We start from the raw sequence: 24,724 nt of genomic DNA on the forward strand, positions 1-24,724 counted from the left end.
CCGCAAGGGTTGGCCGAAGTGGTTCGGCCAACCTTGGAGTTGGGTTCATCAGGCGTCGGAGAGCTCGTCGGCCAAGGTCTGGGCGGCAGCAAAATCCAGGCTGCCCTCGTAGATGGCGCGACCGGTGATCGCCCCTTCTACGCCTTCACTCTCCACTTCGCACAGCTTCTTCACGTCGTCCAGATCGGTCAGTCCGCCCGAAGCAATCACCGGCACGGTGAGCGCCTGTGCCAGCTTGACGGTGGCTTCGATGTTGACACCGGTCATCATCCCGTCGCGGCCGATGTCGGTATAGATCACCGAATTGACGCCATAGTCCTCGAAGCGCTTGGCCAGGTCGATCACGTTATGGCCGGTGACCTTGGCCCAGCCGTCGATCGCCACCATGCCGTCCTTGGCGTCCAGTCCCACGATCACCTGCCCGGGGAAGGCATCGCAGGCATCGTGAAGGAAGCCCGGGTTCTTCACCGCGGCGGTGCCGATGATGACGTACTTGAGGCCCATGTCGAGGTACTGCTCGATGGTGTCCAGGTCGCGGATGCCGCCACCCAGCTGCACCGGCAGGTCATCGCCCACCTCAGCCAGGATGTCGCGGATGACGCCGAGGTTCTTCGGCTTGCCGGCAAAGGCACCGTTCAGGTCCACCAGATGCAGGCGGCGGGCGCCTTGGTCGCGCCAGTGGACGGCCACCTTGACCGGGTCTTCGGAAAAGACAGTGGCGTCTTCCATCACGCCCTGTTTCAGGCGTACGCATTGACCGTCCTTGAGGTCGATAGCGGGTATGAGCAGCATGGTGCGAAGCGTTCAGCAAAGGTTAGACACTGCCGTCCCAGGCCAGGAAGTTCTTCATCATCTGAAGTCCGGCCCGGTGGCTCTTCTCGGTGTGGAACTGGGTGGCGAAAATGTTGCCACGCCCGACGATACAGGAAAACCGTCCGGGGTACTCGCTTTCGGCCAACGTCAGCACCGGGTCGCCGGGCGCGAAGTGGTAGCTGTGCACGAAGTAGAAGCGCTCGCCGTCGTCGATGCCCGCGAACAAGGGGTGCGGACGGGTCTGAAACACACGGTTCCAGCCCATGTGGGGCACCTTCAGCCGTTCGCCGTCCGCATCGGTCAGACCGTCGCGAAAGCGCACCACCTCGCCCGGAAAGATACCCAGGCCCGGCGTGTCCCCTTCCTCGCTGTGGTCGAACAGCAACTGCGCGCCAACGCAGATGCCGAAGAAAGGCTTGGTGCGCGTGGTTTCACGCACCGCCTCTGCCAGACCGCAGGCGTGCAGCTCGCGCATGCAGTCGGGCATGGCGCCCTGCCCCGGAAACACCACCTTGTCCGCACGGACGATGGCTTCGGGGTCGCGCGACAGGAAGATCTCGGCGCCGTGCTCGTTGACGGCCTCCACCGACTTGAGCACCGAATGCAGGTTGCCCATGCCGTAATCGATGACAGCGACTTTCATGCTCTGCCTAGAGGGTCATGTTGGGAGGGTGGCAGAACTCGAGGGCAATGCCGCTCGAGTCCCGTAAAAAGACGGCGTAATAGCCCGCACTGTACGCCGGATACTCGGCGGGCGGGTCGGTCACGTCGGCCGAAAGCGGCAGGAGACGGGCACGTAGCGCATCCAGGGCGGCACGATCCGGCGCATTGAAGGCCCGATACTGCAAGCCCGGGACGCAGCGCTCCCCCGGACAGTCCGGCTGCGGGCTGGCCTTCAGGTACAGCTCGTAACGACCGGCCACATAGGCTCGGAAGTCGGCGCTGCGGCGGCATCACAGCGTCGCAGAAAGCCAGTCTGGCCGGCAGGTCACGTCCTGCCAGGCACAGGGGATTGAGACCGGGCTGCGCCGGGTCGACCCTGCTCATGCGGTCAGCGTGCCCTTGGTCGACGGCATCTGGTCGGCCATGCGCGGGTCCGTTTCCACCGCCATGCGCAGGGCGCGACCAAAGGCCTTGAACACTGTTTCGGCCTGGTGGTGGCTGTTGATACCGCGCAGGTTGTCGATGTGCAGCGTCACCATGGCGTGGTTGACGAAGCCATGGAAGAACTCGGAAAAGAGGTCGACATCAAACTGGCCGATGCTGGCCCGGGTGAAGTCGATGTTGTACACCAGCCCCGGCCGACCGGAGAGGTCGATCACCACGCGCGACAGCGCCTCATCCAGAGGCACGTAGGCATGGCCATAGCGGCGAATGCCCTTCTTGTCGCCGATGGCCCGGGCGAAGGCCTGCCCCAAGGTAATACCGATGTCTTCCACCGTGTGGTGGGCATCGATGTGCAGATCGCCCACCGCCTTCACGTCCAGGTCCACCAGCCCATGGCGGGCGATCTGGTCCATCATGTGGTCGAGGAAGGGCACTCCGGTTTCAAAGCGACCTACCCCGGAGCCGTCCAGGTTGATCGATACGGTGATCTGGGTCTCGAGCGTATTACGGGTAACGGTAGCGTGGCGCATGGTGGTCAGCAGAAATAGGTGGCAAGCGCCGCCAGGACGGCGTCGTTTTCGTGCGGCGCGCCCACAGTGAAGCGCAGGCAGTGGGTAAGGAGCGGGTGGGCGCCGTGCAGAGACTTGATCAGGATGCCCGACGCCTTCAGGTGCGCGAACAGGGCCGGGGCGTCCGGCACGCGACAAGTAACGAAGTTGGCCTCGGACGGAAATACGGTCACACCCGCAAATGCGGCGAGCGCTTCGGCCAACCGTGTCCGTTCCGCACACAGCGTGTGTGCCTGTGCGTCGAACACTTCACGGTGCGCCAGCGCGAAGCGGGCAGCCGCCAGCGTCAGGACGTTCACGTTGTAGGGCGGGCGCACCTTGTCGATCTCGCCGATCCAGGCCGGGGTGCCAGCCGCATACCCCAGCCGCAGTCCGGCAAGACCGATCTTGGACAGCGTGCGCATCACGATCAGATTCTCGTGCTGGCCGGCCAGGTTCATCAGGCTATCGGATGCAAAGGCCTGATAGGCCTCATCGACCACTACCAGACCGGGCGCCGCCTCCAGGATGCGCAATACTTCGTCACGCCCGAAACGGGGACCGGTGGGGTTGTTCGGGTAGGCGACGAATACCACCGCCGGCTGGTGCACAGCGATTGCCTCGAGGGTGGCCGGCAGGTCCAGCGTGAAGTCGGGCCGCAGCGGAACACCGACATACGTCAGCCCCGAGAAGAGCGCATTCATCCGGTACATCACGAACGAAGGCTCCAAGGCCAGGAGCGTGGCGCCAGGCTGGGCGAGTGCCTGGGTGATGAGGGTGATGATTTCGTCCGAGCCGTTGCCCAGCAGCAGCGCGGCCTCGGGGGGGATGTTGAAGGCTTCGCGCAGCGCTTCCTTCACGCCGCCACCAGCCGGATCCGGATAGCGGTTAATCGCCACTTCGGCCAACAGGTTGCCCAGTTCCGCACGCAACGGTTCGGGCAGGGAATAGGGATTTTCCATGGCGTCGAGCTTGATGAAGCCCGAGGCATCCGGAACATGGTAGGCATGAAGGGCCGCGATTTCGGGGCGGACCAGCGCGTTTGCGGAGCGTTTCATTGTCTTGGGGCCGGCAGGCCGTAAAACCGCCCGGGCACGAGCACCGGGCGGAGAAAAGGATCAGGCTTCATCGTACCCTGTCCGGCGCGCCGGGGCTAGCCGGGCACCGGCGGGCATTTGCGGGCTCAGCGCTCGGGCGCGTCCAGACGCAGCTCGGCGGCACGGGCATGCGCGGTCAGACCCTCACCATGGGCCAGCAGGCTGGCGATGCGGCCCAGCTTCTGCGCCCCGGCCTGCGACACACGGATCAGGCTGCTGCGCTTCTGGAAGTCGTACACGCCCAGCGGGCTGGCAAAGCGCGCGGTACGGCTGGTGGGCAGCACATGGTTGGGCCCGGCACAGTAGTCGCCCAGGCTCTCCGAGGTGAAGCGCCCCATGAAGATGGCGCCAGCGTGACGCAACTTGCCAAGCCATGCCTCGGGCTGTGCCACCGACAGCTCCAGGTGCTCGGGGGCGATGAAGTTGGCAATCTCGCACGCTTCGTCAAGGTCGCGCACTTCTATCAGTGCGCCACGGTTGCCAAGGCTCTGCTCGATGATCGCGCGGCGCGGCATGGTTGGCAGCAGCTTCTGGATGCTGGCCTCGACACGGGCAATGTAGTCGGCAGACGGACACAGCAGGATGGCCTGGGCGATCTCGTCGTGCTCGGCCTGGCTAAAGAGGTCCATCGCGATCCAGTCCGGATCGGTCTCGCCGTCGCAGATCACCAGAATCTCGGACGGGCCGGCCACCATGTCGATACCCACCACACCGAACACGCGGCGCTTGGCAGCGGCCACGTAGGCGTTGCCCGGTCCGGTGATCTTGTCCACCTGCGGCACGCTCTCGGTGCCGTAGGCCAGCGCGGCCACCGCCTGGGCACCGCCACAGGTGAATACCTTGTCCACGCCGGCGATGTAGGCCGCTGCCAGCACCAGGTCGTTCTGCTCGCCCCCCGGCGTGGGCACCACCATGATGATCTCGCCCACGCCCGCCACTTTGGCCGGCAGGGCATTCATCAGCACCGAACTCGGATAGGCGGCCTTGCCGCCGGGCACGTAGATGCCCACACGGTCCAGCGGGGTGACCTGCTGCCCCAGCAGGGTGCCGTCCTCGTCTTCATAATGCCAAGAGTGCGCAAGCTGCCTTTCGTGGTAATGCCGCACGCGCGCCGCTGCGGCCGCGAGCGCATCGCGCACCGCCCCCGGCAGACGGTCGTGCGCAGCCTGCAGGGCCTCGCGGCCCAGGGTGAGCTCGGCCATGGTCTGCACATTCATGCGGTCAAAACGGTTGGTGTATTCGATAACCGCCACATCGCCGCGTGCTTTCACAGCGTCACAGATGGCGGCCACCGCCGCGTCAACGGCCGGGTCCTGAGCGGTTTCGAAGGCCAGCAGCGCCTCGAGGCGTGCGGCAAATCCGGCTTCGGAGGAAACGAGTCTGAGCATTGCGATCCTGCCTTATGCCGGCACGGCCGAGGCGAAAGCCTCCAGCACCGGCTGGATGGTGGCGTACTTGAGTTTGAGGGCGGCCTGGTTGACCACGAGGCGCGAGCTGATATCCAGAATATGCTCGACCGCCACCAGATTGTTGGCGCGCAGGGTGCCTCCGGTGGAAACAAGGTCGACGATGGCATCGGCCAACCCCACCAGCGGCGCCAGCTCCATCGAGCCGTACAGCTTGATGATGTCCACGTGTACGCCCTTGGCGGCAAAGTGCTCACGGGCGATGCGAGGATACTTGGTGGCTACCTTGAGCCGGGCACCCTGCTTGACGGCAGCCTCATAGTCGAAGCCGTTCTCCACCGCCACCATCATCCTGCACTTGGCGATGTTGAGGTCCAAGGGCTGATAGAGGCCGGCACCCCCGTGTTCGATGAGCACGTCGCGCCCGGCGATGCCCAGGTCGGCTGCGCCGTACTGCACGTAGGTGGGCACGTCGGAAGCGCGCACAATCACCAACCGGACATCGGGCAGATTGGTGTCGATGATCAGCTTGCGCGAGGATTCGGGGTTTTCTGCCGGGGTGATGCCGGCGGCCGCCAGAAGCGGCAGCGTCTCTTCAAAAATGCGGCCCTTGGAGAGGGCAATCGTCAACGTCATGGTGTGGGTGTCGTGCGGATGGGGCAAAGACCTCAGCGTACCAGAGCTCGGCGTTCCCGTTCCAGATTTGCCACGAAACGCTGCAGCCGGTTCTCCATGGCGGTGGGCAGGGCCACGAAGGCGCAGCCGACGCGCAGGCGCTCCTGGCCGGAACGCAGGGTGTCGCGCAGGTGGTGCCGCACCTCGAGGGTGACATCCAGCGTGCCGAAGCTGCCCAGGTCGATGCGGCAGGCCTGATAGCAGGTACCCTTCTCGAAGCCGGCGCCGGTATGAGGCACCGTCAGGGCCACGCCGCCCAGGCTGATGTCGAACAGGGGGAAGGCTTGGCGGCCACCGGGAAAATCGCCGATCACGCACACTACCGGCGGGGCAGCGACGGTCTGGATGCGGAAGAATTCGCGCCGCTGCAGCTTGATCGCTTCGTCGGGCAGCGCGGTGGCGAAGGCCGGACGGCCTTCGAACTGGATGCGTCGGGCCGCCGGAGTACTGAATTGAGTCTTGACGCCGTCCGGAGCCGCCACGAACACATTGCGCTCGCTCAGCAGCAATTTCTGGTTGGCCGATTCGTCGGCACTGCAGTCAAAGACGAGCTGGTCGTCCTCCACCGACAAGAGTCGGCTGAGCAGAAAATCCTGTCCGCGGTTAGCAAAGACGGTGATCGCGTCGCCATGCTGCACGAGCGTGCGCAGGTGGTAAGCCACTTCCAGCCGGTTCTTCAGGGTGTACCGGGACAGGTCGAGATCGGGCCCGTTTTCTTCGGGCGGGGGCAGGGGCAGCTCAGTCACGGCAAGGCGCTCTTGGACGACGTCTCAAAGCACCGAGTTTAGCGCAACAGCTGATCAAGATCATGTGCCAGGTTGGCCGAACCCGCGCCGTAAGCTTCGTAGACGCGCAGCTGGCCTTCACGGTCGAAGAGGTAGGAGCCGGCGCTGTGGTCCATGGTGTAGCCGCCGCCTTCGGCGGGGACCTTCTGCGCCACCACCTTGAACTGCTCGGCGACACGGCGCACCTCGGCCTCGCTGCCGGTCAGCCCGATGAAGCGGGCATCGAAGCCGGGCACATATCCGGCCAGCACCGCGGGCGTATCGCGGGCCGGATCCACCGACACGAACAGTACCTGCACGTCCCGGGCGCGCTCGCCCAGCTTCTTCATGGCGCCGGCGTACTCCAGCATGGTGGTGGGGCAGACATCAGGACAATGGGTGTAGCCGAAGAAGAGGGCCACGACCTTGCCCTTGAAATCGGACAGGGCCACCTTCTTGCCGGTGTGGGCCGTCAGCGCAAAGCTGCCGCCGAAGTCGGCACCGCTGATGTCGGTGCCCTTCAGGTCGAGCGGAGCGGTATCCCGGGAGGTGCAGGCCACCGCCAGCGCCAGCAGCAGGCCGGCAAGGCAAAGACGCATCAGATGTTGGATCACGACAGGGGTATCCGCCAGTAATGGTCGACCAGAAGCGCCGCAAACAGCCAGGTGAGATACCAGATGGACCAGCCGAAGGTGCGGCGCGCGAGGGCGTCAGCATACGTTCGATGCAGAGAAGCGGCAAGCCAGACGAAGCGCGCGTTCAGCACCAAGGCGGCAGCGAAGTAGACCCAGCCGGTGGCGCCCAGCGCGAGCGGCAGCAGTGTGATGCCCGATAGCAGCAGAGTGTAGAGCAGGATGGACAGCGTGGTGAACCGCTCGCCGTGCGTAACCGGCAGCATCGGCAGGCCGGCGCGGGCATAGTCGTCGCGTCGATACAGCGCCAGCGCCCAGAAGTGCGGAGGGGTCCAAGTATAGATGATGAGGAAAAGCAGCATGGCCATGGCACTGACCTCGCCGGTGATCGCCGCCCAGCCCAAGAGCGGCGGCATGGCTCCGGAGGCCCCGCCGATCACGATGTTCTGGGGCGTGGAAGGTTTGAGCAGCAGGGTGTAGACGATGGCATAGCCCACGAAAGTGAAGAAGGTCAGCCAGGCCGTCAGTGCATTGACGAAGGCGAACAGCAGCCCCATGCCGGCTGAAAGCGCCACCAGCGCCACGATCAGGGTTTCGGCGGTACCGACCTCCCCGCGTGCGGTGGCCCGCCAGGCCGTCCGTCGCATGCGCGCATCGATAGTGCGCTCCACCAGGCAGTTGATCATGGCAGCAGCCCCGGCGGTCAGACCGATACCGGCCGTGGCAGCAACCAGCAGACCGGGGGCGGGCAACTCGGGCGTGGCCAGCGCCATGCCGATCACGGCGCAGAAGACGATCAGGGCCACCACCCGGGGCTTGGCCAGCTGAAACAGGGCCTTGAGGTGGGTGGCCGGCAGGCGGCGAACGAGTGTGGTCATGGTGGGCTCCGGAATGGGTGGGACATCAGGCCGCCTTTCGGCCAACCTTCCACAGCGCCAGCGGCTGGCGTACGCGCACGGGTACCAGCCGGCCGGCAAACAATACCGCGACCGACAGCAGCAGCAGCGCCCCGGCGTTGTGAGCCACGGCCACCGGCAAGGGTAGCTGCAGGACTACGTTGGCGATGCCCAAGCCCACCTGCAGGAGCCATGCCAGCCCCAACAGCACCAGCCTGCCTCGCAGACAGCGATCTCCCCATCCGGTCCAGAGGAGCCCCAGCACGGCGAGCGAAACCACGAGGGCGCCCACACGGTGCAGCCAGTGGATCGCCACAAGGTTGGCCGAAGCGAGCGGTGTGCCGTCGGGCCCTTCACCGAGGTCCCGCACCAGATGAAAGGCGTGATCGAACCGCATGTCCGGCGGCAGCCAGCTGCCGTTGCAGGTCGGAAAACCCTGACAGGCCAGCGCGGCATAATTGCTCGATACCCAGCCACCCAGCAGGATCTGTAGCGCCACCATGACCACCAGCGCCCAGGCGGCGCGGCGATAGGTGGCCGGCACCGGTTGCAGCGGCAACGTGCGGGACAGTGCTCCCCAAGCCAGAAGTGCGGCAACCGTCATCCCGCCCACCAGATGGGCGGAGACGACTGCAGGCTTGAGCAGCAGGGTCACCGTCCACATCCCGAGCAGCCCCTGCACCGCCACTACCAGCAGCAGCCCGGTGGCGGCTGCGCGGCCCCTACGCTGCCACCACGCCCGTACTGCAGCAATCAGGATCACCAGCCCGAGCGTGGCAGCCAGATAGCGGTGCACCATCTCCTTCCATGCCTTGTCCAAACTGACCGGACCGTCCGGATTCACCGCCTGCGCGGCACGGATGGCATCGGCCGCATGATGCGGGCTCAACCGACCGTAGCAGCCGGGCCAATCGGGACAGCCCAGTCCCGCATCGGAAAGCCGCACGTACGCCCCGAGCGGGACCACGATGCAGGCCAGAACCAGTGCCAGCAGCCACAGTCTTTTCATGCGCACTCCCGAGCCTGGCCCTAGCCAAGGCCGTTGTTGGTCTTGAGGATCTTGCCCACCTCCCGGATCACCCGCCCCGGTTCGGCCGCGTCCGGATAGAACATTACCGTGTTGCCCAAGGGGTCGATCAGGTAGAGGCCGGCCCCTACCCGGCTGGCCAGATGTGGCGCGGCGCGGACGGGCACTTCAGCGCGGGAGGGGGCTTCGCCCTGCGCAACTGCGCCGGCGACGAGGCGCAGCCGGACGAGCCGCTCCGCCGCCTCCCCTTGGGCCACCTGGATCTGGCGCTGGGTGAACAACCGTCGCTCACAGCGTGCATCGCAGGGCCCCGGTGCCTCGACGGTAGCCAGCACCCATTTGCCGCGCGGCCAGTCGGGCGCCTCGCTCCCCGGAAGGGGCCGCACCTCCAGAAGCTGGCCGTAACTTTTGCCACCTTCGGGAGGAAAGAACCGGTAACTGGCCCAGGCTGCCACCGCCGGCAGGGCACAGGCCAGCACGATCAGCCCCAGCTTGATCCGGCCGGCCCGGCGCGAAGACCGGGGCGCAACCGTGGTGGCGTAGAGTTCAGCATTCATCGGCAGAGCGTCTCCAGAAAATAAAGGCGGCCACCGTCAGCGCCAGCCCCATCAGCAGCCACTGCACCGCGTAGCCATAGTGCCGCGCAGGATCGAAGGGTGGGCGGACCGGAGAGGGCACCAGTGGGCGAACGGCGGTCGTCAGCACCACCAGACCCGGACGCAGTGGCCGCCCCAGCCTCTCGGCCAAGGCCTGCGCATCCAAGGCATCGATTTGTCCTTCGGCCGCACGGCGGGCGCCGTCCAGTAAAAAGCGCTGCGGCAACGGTACCCACTGGCCTTCCAGCGGGCCGGTCAGCGGGGGGAGGCGCCGGGCGGCGTCCTGAGCGGGCAGCCAGCCCCGGTCCACCACTACAGCCGTCCCGTCCGGCAGCAACCAAGGCTGCCACAGCCTCACCCCCGGGCGCCCGGCTTGCAGGGAGTTGTCCAGCCATAGGGGTGCCCCGGCCGGTCGCCCCATCAGTGCTACCGACCGGCCATCGGGCACAGCATGGGGGCCAAGACTGACCAGCGGCACGGCAGGCAGGGTGGCGGCGGCTTCGTAGGCCGACAGCAGCGCGCTGCGGCTTTCCCCGCGCTGCCATTGCCACACCGCCAAGGCGAAGGGCAGCAGGGCCAAGAGGAACAGTGCTGCTCCGGCGCGGCTGCGACGGGGTATTGGGCTACCATCAAGTGACATCACTGCAGAAAGGGCTCCCCGCATGAAACCGTTGATCCTCATCGTGTTGTGCGCCATCGTCGTGGCGCTCTTCTGGGCCCTGACCGGCCTGATGCGGCCACAGCGCCAGCCGGAACGCATGGTGCGTTCACTCACCGTGCGCATCGGCCTGTCGCTGGCGCTGTTCGCACTCTTGTGGCTGGGCGTCTGGGCAGGCTGGTGGCACCCGCACGCAGCCTAACCACTTACAGCCAGTAGACGAAGACGAACAGCATCAGCCATACCACGTCCACGAAGTGCCAGTACCAGGCCGCAGCCTCGAAGGCGAAGTGATGGCGTTCATCAAAATGCCCGCGGCGTACGCGCAGCCACACCACGGCGAGAATGAGGGTGCCCAAGAGCACGTGCAGGCCGTGAAAGCCGGTTAGCATGTAGAAGGTCATACCGTACGCCCCCGACGCCAGGGTCAGGTTGAGTTCGTGCAGCGCATGGCTGTACTCCCACATCTGCAGCGTGAGAAAAACCACGCCGAGTATCACGGTCAGCAGCAGGCCGTTGGACAGCACCCGCCGGTGGCCGCGCAGCATGCCCCAGTGCGCCCAAGTGACCGTGGCGCCCGAAGTCAGAAGGATGAGGGTGTTGATCGCCGGCAGGCCCCAGGCCTGCATCGCCTCGTACGTGGCCTGAATGCCGGGGCCGCTCACCAGAGGCCAGGAAGGCACGAACTCCGGGTACAGCAGCTTGTGCTGCATGTTGCCCAGTTCGGGTAGTGAGATCACCCTTACGTAGAACAGCGCCCCGAACAGTGCACCGAAGAACATCACCTCCGAAAAGATGAACCAGCCCATCCCCCAGCGGAACGACATGTCCTCCTGGGCGTGGTACAGCCCGCGCAGGCCTTCGCGGATCACATCCCCGAACCAACCGAACAGCATCCATACCAGCAGGGCTACTCCGGCGGCCAACACGAAGCTGCCGACAGGCATCTCGTTGATGGCGAAGGCGGCCCCCAAGCCCATGCAGAACAGGGCCAACGAGCCGATGATCGGCCAGTGCGACGGCTCTGGAACAAAGTAGTGTCGGCTTTCAACCGTGGTTTGCATCGTGCAGCTCCTTGCGTAAGGGGCCGGTGCTTCAGCTTCCGGCCACGTAGCGGACCAGAAGCACCAGCCCGGCAATCAGGAAGGCCACCACGCACAGCGCGGTCACGATGACCTGCGCCAGCGACAGGCGAACGTCGCGCTCGGCATCGCGCCCCCGGCGCACACCGAAGAAGGCAGCGAGAATGGTGCCCAGCGCGGAGAAGGGACGACGACGCGGGCGCTCCTGCACGCTCATCCCCCACTACCCGGCACGTCGAAGACGCTGTAGGCCAGCGTAATCGACTCCACTTCCTCCGGCAGCTTGCGGTCCACCACGAACACCACCGGGAAGCGCCGTGTCTCGCCAGGCGCGAACACCTGCTGGCGAAAGCAGAAGCAGTCGAGCTTCTTCACGTGCTCCCCGGCCGCGGCCGGCAGGTAGCGCGGCACCGCCTGACCCACCACGCGCCGGTTGCTGGCGTTGGTGATTTCGTACTCCACCCGGACGAACTCGCCCGGCCGGGCACTGAGCTGCCGCACCAGCGGCCGCACCTGCCAGGGGAGTCCGGCCTGCACGTTGGCATCGAACACCAGCGTCACCGGCCGGGCGGACGAAACCGGGCGCGCGGTATCTTCGGCCAAGGTGTCGGCCTGCACCACCTGGTTGATGCCGGTGACTTCGCAGATCACGCGGTAAAGCGGGATCAGCGCCCAAGCAAAGCCGAACATCATCACCACGATCACGCACAGTTTGAGCAGTAGTGCACGACGTGCGTCGGGCGGCATGGAAGGCGGCTGTGGTTGCAGAGCCATGCCTCCGTCCTCAGTGGTGTGTGCCGCCACGCACCGCGTGGATGACGCCGTTGTCGTCGGCATCAACCTCGGGGGCTTCGACAAAGCTGTGATAGGGGGCGGGCGTGGGGATGCGCCACTCCAGCGTCTGCGCGCCTTCCCAAGGATGCTCCACCGCGGGGGGTCCGCGTCGCAGGCTGATCAGCAGGTTGTAGAGCACGATCAGTTGGCCCAGTCCAAAGCAGAAGGCGCCGATGGTGGCCAGGCTGTTGAAGTCGGTGAACTGCAGGGCGTAATCGGGAATGCGGCGCGGCATACCGGCCAGCCCCAGGAAATGCATCGGGAAGAAGGTCACGTTGAACCACACCATCGACCACCAGAAGTGCAGCTTGCCCAGCCGTTCCGAATACATCCGACCGGTCATCTTGGGGAACCAGTAGTACACCGCCGAGAACAGCGAGAACAGTGCACCGGCCACCAGCACGTAGTGGAAATGCGCTACCACGTAGTACGTGTCCTGCAGCTGGGTGTCCACGGCCGCCACCGACAGGATGACGCCGGAGAGACCACCGATGGTGAAAAGACAGATGAAGCCGATGGCGAACAGCATCGGCGTCTCGAAGGTCAGGCTGCCCTGCCACATCGTGGCCACCCAGTTGAACACCTTCACACCCGTGGGTACGGCGATCAGCATGGTGGCGTACATGAAGAACAGCTGGGCGGTAGCCGGCATGCCGGTGGTGAACATGTGGTGTGCCCACACCATGAACGACAGAATGGCGATGCTGGCCGTGGCGTACACCATCGAGGTGTAACCGAACAGACGCTTGCGGCTGAAGGTGGGGATTACCTGGCTGATGATGCCGAAGGCCGGCAGCGCCATGATGTATACCTCGGGGTGGCCGAAAAACCAGAACACATGCTGGTACATCACGGGGTCCCCGCCGCCGGCGGCGTTGAAGAAGTGGGTGCCGAAATGGCGGTCTGTGAGCACCATCGTCACCGCGCCCGCCAGCACCGGCATCACCGCGATGATGAGATAGGCGGTGATCAGGCTGGCCCAGGCGAACATCGGCATCTTCATCAGTGTCAGGCCCGGTGCCCGCAGGTTGAGAACGGTAACGATGATGTTGATGGCGCCCATGATCGAGCTGACGCCCAGGATGTGGATGGCGAAAATGGTCATGTCCATCCCCATGCCCATCTGGGTGGAGAGCGGCGCATACATCGTCCAGCCGGAAGCTGCGGCACCGCCGGGCACGAAGAACGACAGCAGCAGCAGAAGGGCAGCCGGAGGCAGCAGCCAGAAGCTCCAGTTGTTCATGCGCGCGAAGGCCATGTCGGGCGCCCCGATCATCAGCGGCAACATCCAGTTGGCCAGGCCATTGAAGGCCGGCATGATGGCGCCGAAGATCATGATGAGGCCGTGCAGCGTCACCAGCTGGTTGAAGAGTTCAGGTTGCCAGAACTGCAGGCCGGGGCTGAAGAGCTCGAGGCGAATCGCCAGGGCCATCACCCCGCCGGTGAGGAACATGATGAAGCTGAACCACAGGTAGAGGCTGCCGATGTCCTTGTGGTTGGTGGCAAACAGCCAGCGGCCCAGCCCGGTAGGCTTGCCGGTGTGGGGCGCGTGCCCCGCGGTATCCGCAATCGCCATGTCGTCCTCCTCAGGCCTTGCCGCCGCGGGCGGCCTTGATGTCTTTGGGTTGCACCACGTCGCCGGTGTTGTTGCCGAACGCATTGCGCTCGTAGGTGATCACGGCCGCGATTTCGGTATCGTTCAGCACCTTGCCCCAGGCGGCCATGGCAGGATTGCGGCGGCTGCCGTTGATGACAATGTCCAGGTGGGCTGCGCGGTTCTTGGTAGCAATCGGCGAACCGGCCAAAGGCGGGAAGGTGCCGGGAATACCCTGGCCGTTCGGCTGATGACAGGCGGCACAGTTTTGCTGGTAAACCGTCTCGCCGCGCGCTACCAGATCCTTCAGCGTCCAAGTCTTGTTGGGGTCGTCAGCGCTGGCCGCCAGCGTCTTCTGCTTCTGCGCTACCCACTTCTCGTAGTCGGCCGGGCTGCGCGCATCCACAACGATCGGCATGAAAGCATGGTCGCGACCGCAGAGTTCCGCACACTGACCGCGATAGATGCCGGGCTTGTCCACTTTGAACCAGGCATCCCGGACGAAACCCGGAATGGCATCCTGCTTGACGCCGAGGGCGGGCACCCACCAAGCGTGGATCACGTCGTTCGCCGTCAGCAGCAGGCGGATGCGCTTGCCGGTGGGCACCACCAGGGGCTGATCTACCTCCAGCAAGTAGTGCTCGCCCTTGGTGCCGGTCTTGTAGATGGCATCGCGTGGCGTGCCCAGATTGCTCATGAAGCCCATGCCTGCATCAAGATAGTCATAGCGCCATTTCCACTGATAGCCGGTGATCTTGATGGTCATGTCCTCGCCGCGGGTCTGCTTCTGGTGCAGCACGGCACGCGTGGCCGGCCAAGCCATGCCGACGAGAATGAGCAAAGGGATAACCGTCCAGATCACTTCGACAGTGGTGTTCTCGTGAAAATGCTTGGCTTCGTGACCTGCAGATTTGCGATGCTTGACGATTGCGTAAAACATCGCCACCAGCACGCCGACAAAAATCGTGGTAGCAATGATGACCAGCAGGTTATGCAGGTCATAAATTTCATGGGCCACGCTGGTTACCGGTGTCTGTAGGCCAATACCGGGCGCCGCATGGGCAGCACCGGTCAACAGCCCTCCACCGATCATCGTTCGCCAGAAGGTCATGCCGTTCCCCTTTTGCTGTCTCAGTCTCGACGTGTGCGCCTTCGGTAGGCCCAGCGTTGCACATGAACCGGCCTTGGTCGCTGTATCGCGGTTGGCGCCGCCCCCTGAACTCCGGTTTCTTGGGTATAGCCAAGGAGTCAAGAAAAACAAGAGCCTGTCATGACGCAGCGCAAAAGCTGTCTGGCGACAATCGGCTATGCCGTGGGGGGGGCGACATGAAGATGGCAAAAAAGGAGCCTGAAACGGCAGTAACAGCCGGTTTTTTGCAAACCGGCCGCAAGGTCAGGGCTGGTAGGGCAACTCGAGCAGCAGGGGAGCGGGCAGATGTGCCTTCAGGGTGGCAAGATTTTCGGCATAAAACGGCTGGTCGGGCACCACGCGATTGGCCACCCAACCGGCAAAGGGCAGCCCGCTGTCCAGAATGGCGCGCGCCGTCAGCAGCGCATGGTTGATGGCGCCCAAACGCATCCCCACCACTAGAATCACCGGCAGCCCCAGGTGCCGGGCCAGATCAGCCATGAAGGTGGTGTCCGACAGTGGCGCTAGCCAGCCACCCGCCCCTTCCACCAGCACCACGTCCGCCTCTTCGGCCAAGCGGACGTAGCGGCTGGCGATCAGCGAGAAGTCGATCGCCACATTCGCCTCGCGCGCGGCGATGTGGGGCGATACCGGGGGCAAGAAACGATAGGGATTCATGGCATCGCGGTCCGTCTGACCGGTAGCGGCAATCAGCCGCTCCACGTCGTCATTCACCCAGCGTCCGTCAGCCAGCACTTCGCAACCCGAGGCCACCGGCTTCATCGCCGCCACACGCTTGCCCTGAGCCCGCCAGCGCTGCAACAGGCGCACCGCCGAGTACGTTTTACCGATCTCGGTATCAGTACCGGTAAGAAAATACCCAGAAGACATGAATTTCCTTTCTTTTTGCCAGGCAGCCCCGCCACCATGCTTTTGGCATGCGCAAGACACGCCCTCGGATGCATAACATGAAGGAGAGAATTATGAACGATGCAGAAATCGTAGGCTTGATGACCTGACTTGGTCTGATGACTCTGGTGATGCTTGCCGCCGCCATCCTCGTGCCGGCGATCTTCTATTACCTGACGCTGCACCAGACAATGAATGCCATCGAGGGCGGCAACCGACCCTTCCCCGGCGGGCTGATCTGGCTGGCGTTCGTGCCATTCTTGGGCACTATCTGGTACATGGTGTATGCGATTCTGCGCTCCAGCGCGCTGAAGAAGGCGTTCGCGCGACGCCAGCTTCCCGGAGACGCCGCCATGGGCATCACCGTGGCTACGGTGGTGCTGATCGCACTGTGCATGGGGCCTTACCTCAACCTGCTGTCGATCATTCCAGCCATCGTGCTGTGGATCATCCACTGCGTAAAGATGGCCAATTGCAAAAGGGTTCTGGCAATGTGCCGCGCCTGATGGTTGCCTAAGGCACTGTCGCACTAAACGACTGCGGGCGACCCCTTGTGAGGGTCGCCCGGGTTACCTTCCACGGGTTGTCGAAGGCTGGCATCTGGAAGGCCTTGTGGGCCGCGGGTTTCAATGGGAGATGCACTGAAACCTGAGTGGCTGGAGACGCGGCCGTGTTCGTCGGGACACAACGGGAAGGGAAAAAGCCCCGACGGGCGCTGCCGCCGTCGCACAGCCGAAACCGGTATCTGCGTTACACGTCCCCCTGCGCGCGCACGCGCTCCTGTTTGCTGGAAAGTTTGTTCAGTGCCGACAGGTAAGCCTTGGCACTGGCCACGATGATGTCGGTGTCGGCACCCTGACCATTGACGATGCGGCCATCGCGTGCCAGACGCACGGTTACCTCGCCCTGCGATTCTGTACCCTTGGTGATGGCATTCACCGAGTACAGCTCGAGTTCCGCACCGCTCTGGGCCACACTCTCGATCGCCTTGAAGGCTGCATCCACCGGGCCGGACCCACTCGACACCGCACGGCGCTCGGCACCATGATCACCAAACACGATTTCTGCCTGCGGCGGCTCGCCGGTCTCGGTATTCACGCGCAGCGACACGAAGCGGTAGGTTTCCTGCTCGTTGGCCACCATCTCGTCGGACACCAGCGCATGCAGGTCTTCGTCGAAGATCTCGCGCTTCTTGTCGGCCAGCTCCTTGAAACGGGCAAACGCGGCATTGAGCGCCTCCTCACTGTCGAGCACGATGCCCAGCTCGGTCAGCTTGGTCTTGAAGGCGTTGCGCCCGGAGAGCTTGCCCAGGGTAAGGCGATTGGTGCTCCAGCCCACGCTTTCGGCCGACATGATCTCGTAGGTTTCACGGTGCTTGAGCACGCCATCCTGATGGATGCCTGACTCGTGGGCAAAGGCATTGGCACCGACGATGGCCTTGTTCGGCTGCACCGGATAGCCGGTGATAGTAGACACCAGCTTGGAGGCCGGAACGATCTGGGTACTGTCCACGCGGGTATCCACCGCGAAAATGTCCTTACGGGTACGTACCGCCATCACGATCTCTTCCAGGGCAGCGTTGCCAGCCCGCTCGCCCAGACCGTTGAGGGTGCACTCTACCTGGCGCGCTCCACCCAGCACCGCAGCCAGGCTGTTGGCCACCGCCATGCCAAGGTCGTTGTGGCAGTGGGTGGACCACACCACGGTATCGCCCCCCGGCGTCTTGGCGATCAGCTCGCGGAAGAAAGCCTCGGTGATCTTGGGCACCGCGTAACCTACGGTATCGGGCACGTTGAGGGTGGTGGCACCCGCCTTGATCACCTCGCCGAAGATACGGGCAAGGAAATCGATATCCGAACGCAGCGCATCCTCGGCGGAAAACTCGACATCGTCCGTATATTCGCGGGCGATCCGCACAGCCTTCACCGCCGCCTCCACCACCTCATCCGGCGTCATGCGCAGTTTCTTCTCCATATGGATGGGGCTGGTGGCGATGAAGGTGTGGATGCGACCACGTGCGGCAGGACGGATGGCCTCGCCGGCGGCCCGGACATCCCGCTCGTTGGCACGCGCCAGGCTACAGACAGTGGATTCACGGATCACCTCGGCGATGGCGCGGATGGCCTCTGCATCGCCGGGGCTGGCGGCGGCGAAACCGGCTTCGATCACGTCCACACCCAGACGCTCCAGCTGGCGAGCGATGCGGATTTTCTCCTCCTTGGTCATCGATGCCCCCGGCGACTGCTCGCCGTCGCGCAAGGTGGTGTCAAAGATGTAAAGACGATCGCCCATGTCCGGTGTTCTCCCTTGTCCCTCAGCCGCTGTCCCGGCGCCTGTCAGGTAGTCGTTGAAATCGAAGCGCCGTCCTTGGCTGGCGGCCAGTTGCGCCAGCCGGTTCAGTTGCGCCAGCGGCAAGGTGCCGCGTTCTCTCCATTTGTAGATGGCGGCCCGACTGACCGACTCGTCCGGAAAGGCCCGGTTGAGGGCTTCGGCCAACCTGCCGGGGCCGCCAAAGTCGCTGATCAGTCGATCGATGTCCAATTGCATCCCGCATCTCCTTATTGTGTGAATTCAGACTAGGCTTTTGATGACAAACCGTCAAACAAAGGAGGAAAAATAACAATCACCCCCCACTCAGGTGTGTCTAAAATGCAAATATTGGACAAATTGTAAAATAAATAGAAGAGACCATCAAAATGTAACAGCCTAGGCTTATCACCTCAGCTGCCTTCAGCGGGCAGCAGACAGCTAGGCACCTCCACCAGATCAACGCCTAGGCAGTCAACTCCCTTTCGGGGAAAGCCAGCGCAAGGTTCAACACACCCGACCACCTGGCACATGCGTGCGGGAGCAGCTTCGGCCAACGTGCTAGGGTGTTGAGACCGACCGGACATATCGAGCGAGGACCCTCAGCCTTACGCCCGGACCCGCCTCCCAAGGCGCCTATATTCCTGGCAAGGGCGCCTCAGTTTATCCAGGCCCAAGACAAGCACTACGCCGGCAGCGGGCGCGGTCTGCGCCCTGCCCTCCATAGGGGAATGAGATTCGGCCACCTCAGCCGGTACTCAGCAGCATTAACGGCGGCAGCATCAAGCCGTCCACCCTATCGCACCGGGGACAACGACCATCCGCCCCGCATGCCGACAGCAAGCCATCTGTGTCTGCGAACGCGGCCCTGTCTTGCGGCCCGATGAGCACCCTGCACGGTTAGTAGTCCGGTATGGGGAAAGAATGGACGCGACACATCCGACGCCACGCCCTTGGCAATGGCAGTTTCTCGACACGACCAACAGTCATGAGGATGGTAACGGCAGGCTCCACAAGACAGACCGAACAGTGCCTTGCAGGCGGAGCCCGGCGACAGGGCCAGAAGGGGCGAAGCGCGCAGCGCTGATCAATGTCCGTAGAAGGGTGGAGACTACGACGGGAGGAGCGGCCCCAGGCAGACTGAGGTACTGGAGAGGCCTCTTCGCCCAGCATACGACGCCGCATGGCCTGCCTTCGGCCAACCAGGGGGCCCCATGCTTCCGGACTCACAAGACCGTACGCCAGTGGATGGGAAGACACTCGCCCATAACAGGTAGGGCTACACAGGACGCCATGAAAAAGCCCGGCGGTGCCGGGCCTTTCTCTTACGCGGCGGGGCGTGCAGGACGCAGCTTGCGCGCCAAAGCCATCAGGTAGCCGGAGAGCGCGTAGCAGACGAAAAAGCCGAACAGCACTAGCGGCGGCTTGGAGACCAGCAGCAGAATGCCCAGCACCACCAGCAACAGAGTGACGAATGGCACCTTGCGGCGCAGGTGCAGCTCCTTGAAGCTCCAGAAGCGCACATTGGTCACCATGGAGACCCCGGCGAACGCGGTGAACCCCAAGGCCACCCAAGGCAGAATGTCCAGGTCGTTGTAGCGGTATTCGTGGCAAATCCACACCAGCCCCGCCACCAGGGCCGCGGCCGCCGGACTGGGAATGCCGATGAACCACCGCTTGTCGGCGATGCCGATCATGGTATTGAAGCGCGCCAGACGCAGTGCTGCGCCCGCGCAATAGATGAAGGCCACCATCCACCCGAGCTTACCCAAGCCGTTGAGCATCCACTCATACGCCACCAGAGCCGGCGCCACACCAAAGCTCACCATGTCGGAAAGACTGTCGAACTCTGCCCCGAATGCGCTCTGGCTGTGGGTGAGCCGCGCAACGCGGCCGTCCATGCCATCCAGGATCATGGCGATGAAGATCGCCACCGCGGCATATTCAAAGTTCTTGTTCATGCCCTGCACAATGGCGTAGAAGCCAGCAAAGAGCGCCGCCAGCGTGAACAGATTGGGCAGCAGGTACACCCCTTGGCGGCGCAGTGTGCGCCGCTCAGGGCGGATCGGATCAAGAGTCTGCATCGTTGTTCTTCGCAATCAACAACGGCGCCGCAGCGCCGTGACGAATCCATAACCGGACTATTGTAGCGCGCTCGCCTCCAGCCGGCATGCCAAACCTTGCACCCTCCCAGGCCAGCGGCCCGTCCGGCGCAAGAGTGCGAATACGCTATAATTTCTCTTTTGACCGCAAGCAGGAGCCGCCTTGTCCGAGCGTCTTTTCGTTCTGCTGCAGCATGTGCTGCCCAAGCAGAAACTCACCCACCTCTTCGGTCTGGCCGCACGCCACCGCGGCGGCCCGATGACGCAGTGGATGATACGCCGCTTCATCACCCGCTATGGCGTGAAGATGGAAGAGGCCCTGTCCAGCGACACCAGCGCCTACACCACCTTCAACGACTTCTTCACCCGTGCCCTCAAGGAAGGCGCCCGCCCTCTGGCCGACACCCGCCTTGTTTCTCCGGTGGATGGCGCCATCAGCCAGTACGGCCCGATCGAGGACGGCCAGATCTTCCAAGCCAAGGGTAAATCGTACACAGCCACCGCCCTGCTGGCCGGCGATGCAGAACTGGCCCGCACCTTCCACCACGGTTTCTTCGCCACGCTGTACCTGAGCCCCAGCGACTACCACCGGGTGCACATGCCCTGTGATGGCCGGCTGCTGCGGATGAGCTATGTGCCTGGCACGCTGTACTCGGTCAACCCGGTTACCGCACGCGGCGTGGACAGCCTCTTCGCCCGCAACGAGCGGGTGGTGTGCCTATTCGATTCGGCCAACGGTCCCTTCGTACTGGTGCTAGTGGGGGCTACCATCGTCGGCAGCATGCAGACCGTTTGGCACGGTGTGGTCAACCCACCCCGCGGCGGCAGCATCCGGCACTGGGACTACAGCGACCGCAACATCACGCTGAAGAAGGGGGAGGAGATGGGCCGATTCCTGCTCGGCTCTACCGTGGTAATGCTTTTCCCGCCCGGCCCGCTGCAATTCAATGCCGACTGGGCACCGGGACGTCCTGTTCGCATGGGCGAACCGATGGCCGACTGAAGCGTAGCGTCAAAAGCAGAAAAGCCGGGGACCCCCGGCTTTTACATTTCCAACGCGTGCGCACTCAGTTCTTGGACTGGTCCACCAGCTTGTTCTTGGCAATCCACGGCATCATTGCACGCAGCTCGGCGCCTACCTTCTCGATCGGGTGATCGGCGGTCAGACGGCGGCGGGCGGTCATGCTCGGATAGTTGGTCTTGCCTTCCAGGATGAACATCTTGGCGTACTCGCCAGACTGAATGCGGTACAGCGCCTTTTTCATGGCTTCCTTGGTGGCAGCGGTTACCACCTCCGGGCCGGTCACGTATTCGCCATACTCCGCGTTGTTGGAGATGGAGTAATTCATGTTGGCGATACCACCTTCGTACATCAGGTCGACGATCAGTTTCAACTCGTGCAGGCACTCAAAGTAGGCCATTTCCGGCGCATAGCCGGCTTCGACCAAGGTTTCGAAACCGGCCTTCACCAGTTCCACCGCCCCACCGCACAGTACCGCCTGTTCACCGAAGAGGTCGGTCTCGGTCTCTTCGCGGAAGTTGGTCTCGATCACGCCGCCCTTGGTACCGCCATTGGCGGCAGCATAGGACAGCGCGATGTCGCGGGCGCGACCCGAACGGTCCTGATACACCGCGATCAGCGTCGGCACACCACCACCCTTCACGTACTCGGAGCGCACAGTGTGGCCCGGGCCCTTGGGAGCCACCATGATCACGTCCAGATCGGCACGCGGCACGATCTGGTTGTAATGCACGTTGAAACCATGCGCGAACGCCAGCGCGGCGCCTTCCTTGATGTTCGGTGCGATCTCGCTGCGGTACACGTCCGGCTGCGACTCGTCAGGCAGCAGGATCATCACTACGTCGGCGCCCTTCACGGCCTCGCCCACTTCCTGCACCACATGACCGGCAGCCTCGGCCTTTTTCCACGAAGCGCCATCCTTGCGCAGGCCCACCACCACGTTTACGCCGGAATCCTTGAGGTTCTGGGCATGGGCATGCCCTTGCGAGCCGTAACCCACGATGGTGACCTTTTTGTCCTTGATGATCGAAAGATCGGCGTCCTTGTCGTAGAAAACTTTCATTATGCTGTCCCCAGTTGCCGGCAGGCCCGTCCCGCCGGCATGTTGTTTGATCAGATTTTCAGAACCCGCTCACCGCGGCCAATGCCGGATGCGCCGGTACGGACCGTTTCCAGGATCACTGTACGGTCAATCGCCTCGATAAAGGCGTTGAGCTTGTCGCTCGTACCGGTCAGCTCGATGGTGTATGTCTTTTCCGTCACGTCGATGATGCGCCCACGGAAGATGTCAGCCATGCGCTTCATCTCTTCACGGTCCTTGCCGGTGGCCCGGACCTTGGTCAGCATCATTTCGCGTTCGATGTGTTCGGATTCGTTGAGGTCGATTACCTTGACCACCTCGATCAGCTTGTTGAGCTGCTTGGTGATCTGTTCGATTACGTCCTCCGAGCCATGCGTGACGATCGTCATACGCGACAGTGTCGGGTCTTCCGTGGTCGACACCGTCAAGGAATCGATGTTGTAGCCGCGCGCCGAAAACAGGCCCACCACGCGCGACAGGGCGCCCGCTTCGTTTTCCAGAAGAATCGAAAGAATGTGTCTCATACCGTCCCGCCTCAGCACATGTTGCCGTAGTCACGGTTGTTCTCGAAAGGTACCCCCTGCACCTTGTGCATATGGGGCGGCAGGTCCATCTGATCGAGGCCCTTGCCGTTCTGTACCATCGGGAACACGTTCTCGGACTGGTCGGTACGGAAGTCCATGAACACCAGACGCTCCTTGAGCGCCGGACTAAAGGCCTCGCGCAGCACGGGCTCGACGTCGGACGGTTTCTCGATCTTGAACCCCACATGACCGTAGGCTTCGGCAATCTTCACGAAATCGGGCAGCGAATCCATGTAGGACTCGGAATACCGGGTGCCGTAGAAGAACTCCTGCCACTGGCGCACCATGCCCAGGTAAAGGTTGTTGAGCGCCACCACCTTTACCGGCGTGTGGTACTGCTTGGCGGTCGACAGTTCCTGGATATTCATCTGGATCGAGCCTTCGCCGGTGATGCAGGCGACCTGCGCGTCCGGATTGGCCAACTGGGCGCCGATAGCCGCGGGCAGACCGAAGCCCATGGTACCCAGCCCCCCGGAATTGAGCCACTGCTTGGGCCGGTTGTACCGGTAGTACTGGGCCGCCCACATCTGGTGCTGACCCACGTCGGAGGTGACGATGGCGTTGCCACCGGTAATCTCGTACAGCTTCTGAACCACGTACTGCGGCTTGATCAGCGCATCGGACGGGGTATAGAGCAAACAGTCGTGCTTGCGCCAGCTCTCGATCGTCTCCCACCAGTCGGACAGGTGCTGCGGATTGGGGGCGGTACCTTGGTGGCGCAACAGATCGATCATTTCGCGCAGCACGTGCTTCACATCGCCCACGATGGGTACGTCCACCTTCACACGCTTGGCAATGGACGAAGGATCGACATCGATGTGGATGATCTTCTTCGGCTGGGACAGGAAGTGTTCGGGCACGCTCACCACGCGGTCATCGAACCGGGCACCCACGGCGACCAGTACGTCGCAGTATTGCATGGCCATGTTGGCCTCGTAGGTGCCGTGCATGCCCAGCATGCCGAGGAACTGCCGGTCGGTGCCAGGGTAGGCCCCCAGGCCCATCAGCGTATTGGTACAGGGCACGCCCAGCATGCGGACGAACTCGGTCACTTCGGCCGACGCATTGCCTTGCACCGCGCCGCCGCCGATGTACACATACGGCCGCTTGGCCTCAAGCAGCAGATTGACGGCTTTCTTGATCTGGCCAGGATGGCCACGCGTTACCGGCACATACGAACGGATGTGCACGCTCTCCGGATAGCGGAATTCGGCCAGGGCTTGGGTGACATCTTTGGGGATGTCCACCACCACCGGGCCGGGCCGGCCGGTCTTGGCGATGTAAAAGGCCTTCTTGATGGTGTCGGCCAGCTCGGCAACGTCCTTGACGAGGAAATTGTGCTTCACGCACGGCCGGGTGATCCCGACCATGTCCACCTCCTGGAAGGCATCCAGTCCGATCGCAGGGGTGGACACCTGCCCGGACAGGACGACCATCGGGATGGAGTCCATGTAGGCGGTGGCAATGCCGGTGACGGCATTGGTGGCGCCGGGACCGGAGGTGACAAGGGCAACGCCGACCTTGTCACTGGAGCGAGAGTAGGCATCGGCTGCATGCACCGCCGCCTGTTCGTGCCGCACCAGCACGTGCTTGAATGCATCCTGCCTGAAGATGGCATCATAAATTTCGAGAACCGCGCCGCCGGGGTAGCCGAATACGAATTCGACACCCTCCTCCTGCAGGCAGCGGACCACGATCTCGGCGCCCGATATCTGCATCTTTGCCTCTTGTAATGTTAGTTTCATCCCGTTGTGACGAACGACCTTAGCCTAACTTGGAAAGCACGGTCAAGCAGTTTTGTGCAGGTGCAAAAACCCTGAAAATTCAGGCAAAAAGCGGCTTGCGGACTGGCTGTTCCGCCT

27 protein-coding genes are annotated in these 24,724 nt (G+C 63.4%); 3 read left to right on the forward strand and 24 right to left on the reverse strand.

From position 1 onward, the window contains the following. Positions 1-48: 48 nt before the first annotated feature. The 13 genes from hisA to EV669_RS08015 all read right to left on the reverse strand — a co-directional run bounded on the left by hisA (position 49) and on the right by EV669_RS08015 (position 10,201). The gene (hisA, locus tag EV669_RS07955; protein WP_054286255.1) at positions 49-792 is read right to left on the reverse strand and encodes a 1-(5-phosphoribosyl)-5-[(5-phosphoribosylamino)methylideneamino]imidazole-4-carboxamide isomerase; all 744 of its coding nucleotides are present in this window, start codon (positions 790-792) and stop codon (positions 49-51) included. A 22-nt stretch (positions 793-814) separates the two neighbouring features. Next, positions 815-1,456 carry an imidazole glycerol phosphate synthase subunit HisH gene (gene hisH / locus EV669_RS07960; RefSeq protein WP_132098349.1) on the reverse strand — a complete coding sequence of 214 codons (642 nt, stop codon included), beginning with the start codon at positions 1,454-1,456 and terminating at the stop codon, positions 815-817. 7 nt (positions 1,457-1,463) lie between these two features. Continuing rightward, positions 1,464-1,736: a VOC family protein gene (locus tag EV669_RS07965; RefSeq protein WP_132098350.1), complete on the reverse strand. Its 273-nt coding sequence runs from the start codon at positions 1,734-1,736 to the stop codon at positions 1,464-1,466. 120 nt (positions 1,737-1,856) lie between these two features. Then, positions 1,857-2,531 (reverse strand): imidazoleglycerol-phosphate dehydratase HisB, encoded by a 675-nt coding sequence (hisB, locus tag EV669_RS07970; protein WP_404810859.1) that lies wholly within the window; start codon positions 2,529-2,531, stop codon positions 1,857-1,859. Further along, the gene (gene hisC / locus EV669_RS07975; RefSeq protein ID WP_132098351.1) at positions 2,456-3,526 is read right to left on the reverse strand and encodes a histidinol-phosphate transaminase; all 1,071 of its coding nucleotides are present in this window, start codon (positions 3,524-3,526) and stop codon (positions 2,456-2,458) included. Before hisC ends, hisB begins: the two co-directional genes overlap by 76 nt. Before the next feature lie 125 nt (positions 3,527-3,651). Next, positions 3,652-4,953: a histidinol dehydrogenase gene (gene hisD / locus EV669_RS07980; RefSeq protein ID WP_055433351.1), complete on the reverse strand. Its 1,302-nt coding sequence runs from the start codon at positions 4,951-4,953 to the stop codon at positions 3,652-3,654. Positions 4,954-4,965: 12 nt separating this feature from the next. Continuing rightward, a complete protein-coding gene (gene hisG / locus EV669_RS07985; RefSeq protein WP_054286261.1) occupies positions 4,966-5,607 on the reverse strand; it encodes an ATP phosphoribosyltransferase in 642 nt (213 codons plus the stop codon). A gap of 32 nt (positions 5,608-5,639) precedes the next feature. Next, a complete protein-coding gene (locus EV669_RS07990; protein WP_132098352.1) occupies positions 5,640-6,392 on the reverse strand; it encodes a flagellar brake protein in 753 nt (250 codons plus the stop codon). A 38-nt stretch (positions 6,393-6,430) separates the two neighbouring features. Beyond that, positions 6,431-7,024, reverse strand: coding sequence for an SCO family protein (locus EV669_RS07995; RefSeq protein WP_235445561.1), 594 nt, complete (start codon positions 7,022-7,024; stop codon positions 6,431-6,433). After that, positions 7,021-7,920 carry a heme o synthase gene (locus EV669_RS08000; RefSeq protein WP_054286263.1) on the reverse strand — a complete coding sequence of 300 codons (900 nt, stop codon included), beginning with the start codon at positions 7,918-7,920 and terminating at the stop codon, positions 7,021-7,023. Before EV669_RS08000 ends, EV669_RS07995 begins: the two co-directional genes overlap by 4 nt. A 25-nt stretch (positions 7,921-7,945) precedes the next feature. After that, the gene (locus EV669_RS08005; protein WP_132098353.1) at positions 7,946-8,947 is read right to left on the reverse strand and encodes a COX15/CtaA family protein; all 1,002 of its coding nucleotides are present in this window, start codon (positions 8,945-8,947) and stop codon (positions 7,946-7,948) included. A 20-nt stretch (positions 8,948-8,967) separates the two neighbouring features. Then, entirely contained in the window at positions 8,968-9,522 is a 555-nt protein-coding gene (locus EV669_RS08010) for a hypothetical protein (RefSeq protein ID WP_132098354.1), read from the reverse strand. Beyond that, complete coding sequence (locus EV669_RS08015; RefSeq protein ID WP_318271387.1) at positions 9,512-10,201, reverse strand: SURF1 family protein; 690 nt, start codon at positions 10,199-10,201, stop codon at positions 9,512-9,514. Before EV669_RS08015 ends, EV669_RS08010 begins: the two co-directional genes overlap by 11 nt. Before the next feature lie 22 nt (positions 10,202-10,223). On the opposite strand from EV669_RS08015, the gene EV669_RS08020 reads away from it, so the two are divergent. After that, positions 10,224-10,421 carry a twin transmembrane helix small protein gene (locus EV669_RS08020; RefSeq protein ID WP_054286266.1) on the forward strand — a complete coding sequence of 66 codons (198 nt, stop codon included), beginning with the start codon at positions 10,224-10,226 and terminating at the stop codon, positions 10,419-10,421. A 4-nt stretch (positions 10,422-10,425) separates the two neighbouring features. Here EV669_RS08020 and EV669_RS08025 read toward each other — a convergent pair whose 3' ends face one another. The 6 genes from EV669_RS08025 to bioD all read right to left on the reverse strand — a co-directional run bounded on the left by EV669_RS08025 (position 10,426) and on the right by bioD (position 15,749). Next, a complete protein-coding gene (locus tag EV669_RS08025; RefSeq protein WP_132098355.1) occupies positions 10,426-11,283 on the reverse strand; it encodes a cytochrome c oxidase subunit 3 in 858 nt (285 codons plus the stop codon). A 31-nt stretch (positions 11,284-11,314) separates the two neighbouring features. Beyond that, the gene (locus EV669_RS08030) at positions 11,315-11,518 is read right to left on the reverse strand and encodes a DUF2970 domain-containing protein (protein ID WP_054286268.1); all 204 of its coding nucleotides are present in this window, start codon (positions 11,516-11,518) and stop codon (positions 11,315-11,317) included. After that, on the reverse strand, positions 11,515-12,075 hold the full coding sequence (locus EV669_RS08035; protein WP_318271372.1) for a cytochrome c oxidase assembly protein: 561 nt from the start codon (positions 12,073-12,075) through the stop codon (positions 11,515-11,517). Before EV669_RS08035 ends, EV669_RS08030 begins: the two co-directional genes overlap by 4 nt. 10 nt (positions 12,076-12,085) lie before the next feature. Beyond that, positions 12,086-13,711: a cytochrome c oxidase subunit I gene (gene ctaD, locus EV669_RS08040; protein WP_132098356.1), complete on the reverse strand. Its 1,626-nt coding sequence runs from the start codon at positions 13,709-13,711 to the stop codon at positions 12,086-12,088. 10 nt (positions 13,712-13,721) lie between these two features. Continuing rightward, positions 13,722-14,840 (reverse strand): cytochrome c oxidase subunit II, encoded by a 1,119-nt coding sequence (coxB, locus tag EV669_RS08045; RefSeq protein WP_054286271.1) that lies wholly within the window; start codon positions 14,838-14,840, stop codon positions 13,722-13,724. Between the two features lie 282 nt (positions 14,841-15,122). Beyond that, entirely contained in the window at positions 15,123-15,749 is a 627-nt protein-coding gene (gene bioD / locus EV669_RS08050; RefSeq protein ID WP_055433357.1) for a dethiobiotin synthase, read from the reverse strand. A 137-nt stretch (positions 15,750-15,886) separates the two neighbouring features. Here bioD and EV669_RS08055 point away from each other — a divergent pair, with 137 nt between their 5' ends. Then, positions 15,887-16,273 carry a hypothetical protein gene (locus EV669_RS08055; protein WP_054286273.1) on the forward strand — a complete coding sequence of 129 codons (387 nt, stop codon included), beginning with the start codon at positions 15,887-15,889 and terminating at the stop codon, positions 16,271-16,273. Positions 16,274-16,517: 244 nt separating this feature from the next. Here the strand turns inward: EV669_RS08055 and EV669_RS08060 are convergent, their stop codons facing one another. After that, positions 16,518-18,314: a 2-isopropylmalate synthase gene (locus tag EV669_RS08060; protein WP_132098357.1), complete on the reverse strand. Its 1,797-nt coding sequence runs from the start codon at positions 18,312-18,314 to the stop codon at positions 16,518-16,520. 1,085 nt (positions 18,315-19,399) lie between these two features. Next, positions 19,400-20,158: a CDP-diacylglycerol--serine O-phosphatidyltransferase gene (gene pssA / locus EV669_RS08065; RefSeq protein ID WP_054286275.1), complete on the reverse strand. Its 759-nt coding sequence runs from the start codon at positions 20,156-20,158 to the stop codon at positions 19,400-19,402. A gap of 181 nt (positions 20,159-20,339) precedes the next feature. Here pssA and asd point away from each other — a divergent pair, with 181 nt between their 5' ends. Further along, a complete protein-coding gene (asd, locus tag EV669_RS08070) occupies positions 20,340-21,179 on the forward strand; it encodes an archaetidylserine decarboxylase (protein ID WP_055433359.1) in 840 nt (279 codons plus the stop codon). Between the two features lie 64 nt (positions 21,180-21,243). Here the strand turns inward: asd and ilvC are convergent, their stop codons facing one another. The 3 genes from ilvC to ilvB are packed head-to-tail and all read right to left on the reverse strand — an operon-like array spanning position 21,244 to position 24,580. Continuing rightward, positions 21,244-22,260 carry a ketol-acid reductoisomerase gene (ilvC, locus tag EV669_RS08075; RefSeq protein WP_054286277.1) on the reverse strand — a complete coding sequence of 339 codons (1,017 nt, stop codon included), beginning with the start codon at positions 22,258-22,260 and terminating at the stop codon, positions 21,244-21,246. 50 nt (positions 22,261-22,310) lie between these two features. Then, entirely contained in the window at positions 22,311-22,802 is a 492-nt protein-coding gene (gene ilvN / locus EV669_RS08080) for an acetolactate synthase small subunit (protein WP_132098358.1), read from the reverse strand. 11 nt (positions 22,803-22,813) lie between these two features. Further along, positions 22,814-24,580 (reverse strand): biosynthetic-type acetolactate synthase large subunit, encoded by a 1,767-nt coding sequence (gene ilvB / locus EV669_RS08085; RefSeq protein ID WP_132098359.1) that lies wholly within the window; start codon positions 24,578-24,580, stop codon positions 22,814-22,816. Positions 24,581-24,724 lie beyond the last annotated feature (144 nt).

Source organism: Gulbenkiania mobilis (assembly GCA_004346645.1).
GTDB lineage: Bacteria > Pseudomonadota > Gammaproteobacteria > Burkholderiales > Chromobacteriaceae > Gulbenkiania > Gulbenkiania mobilis.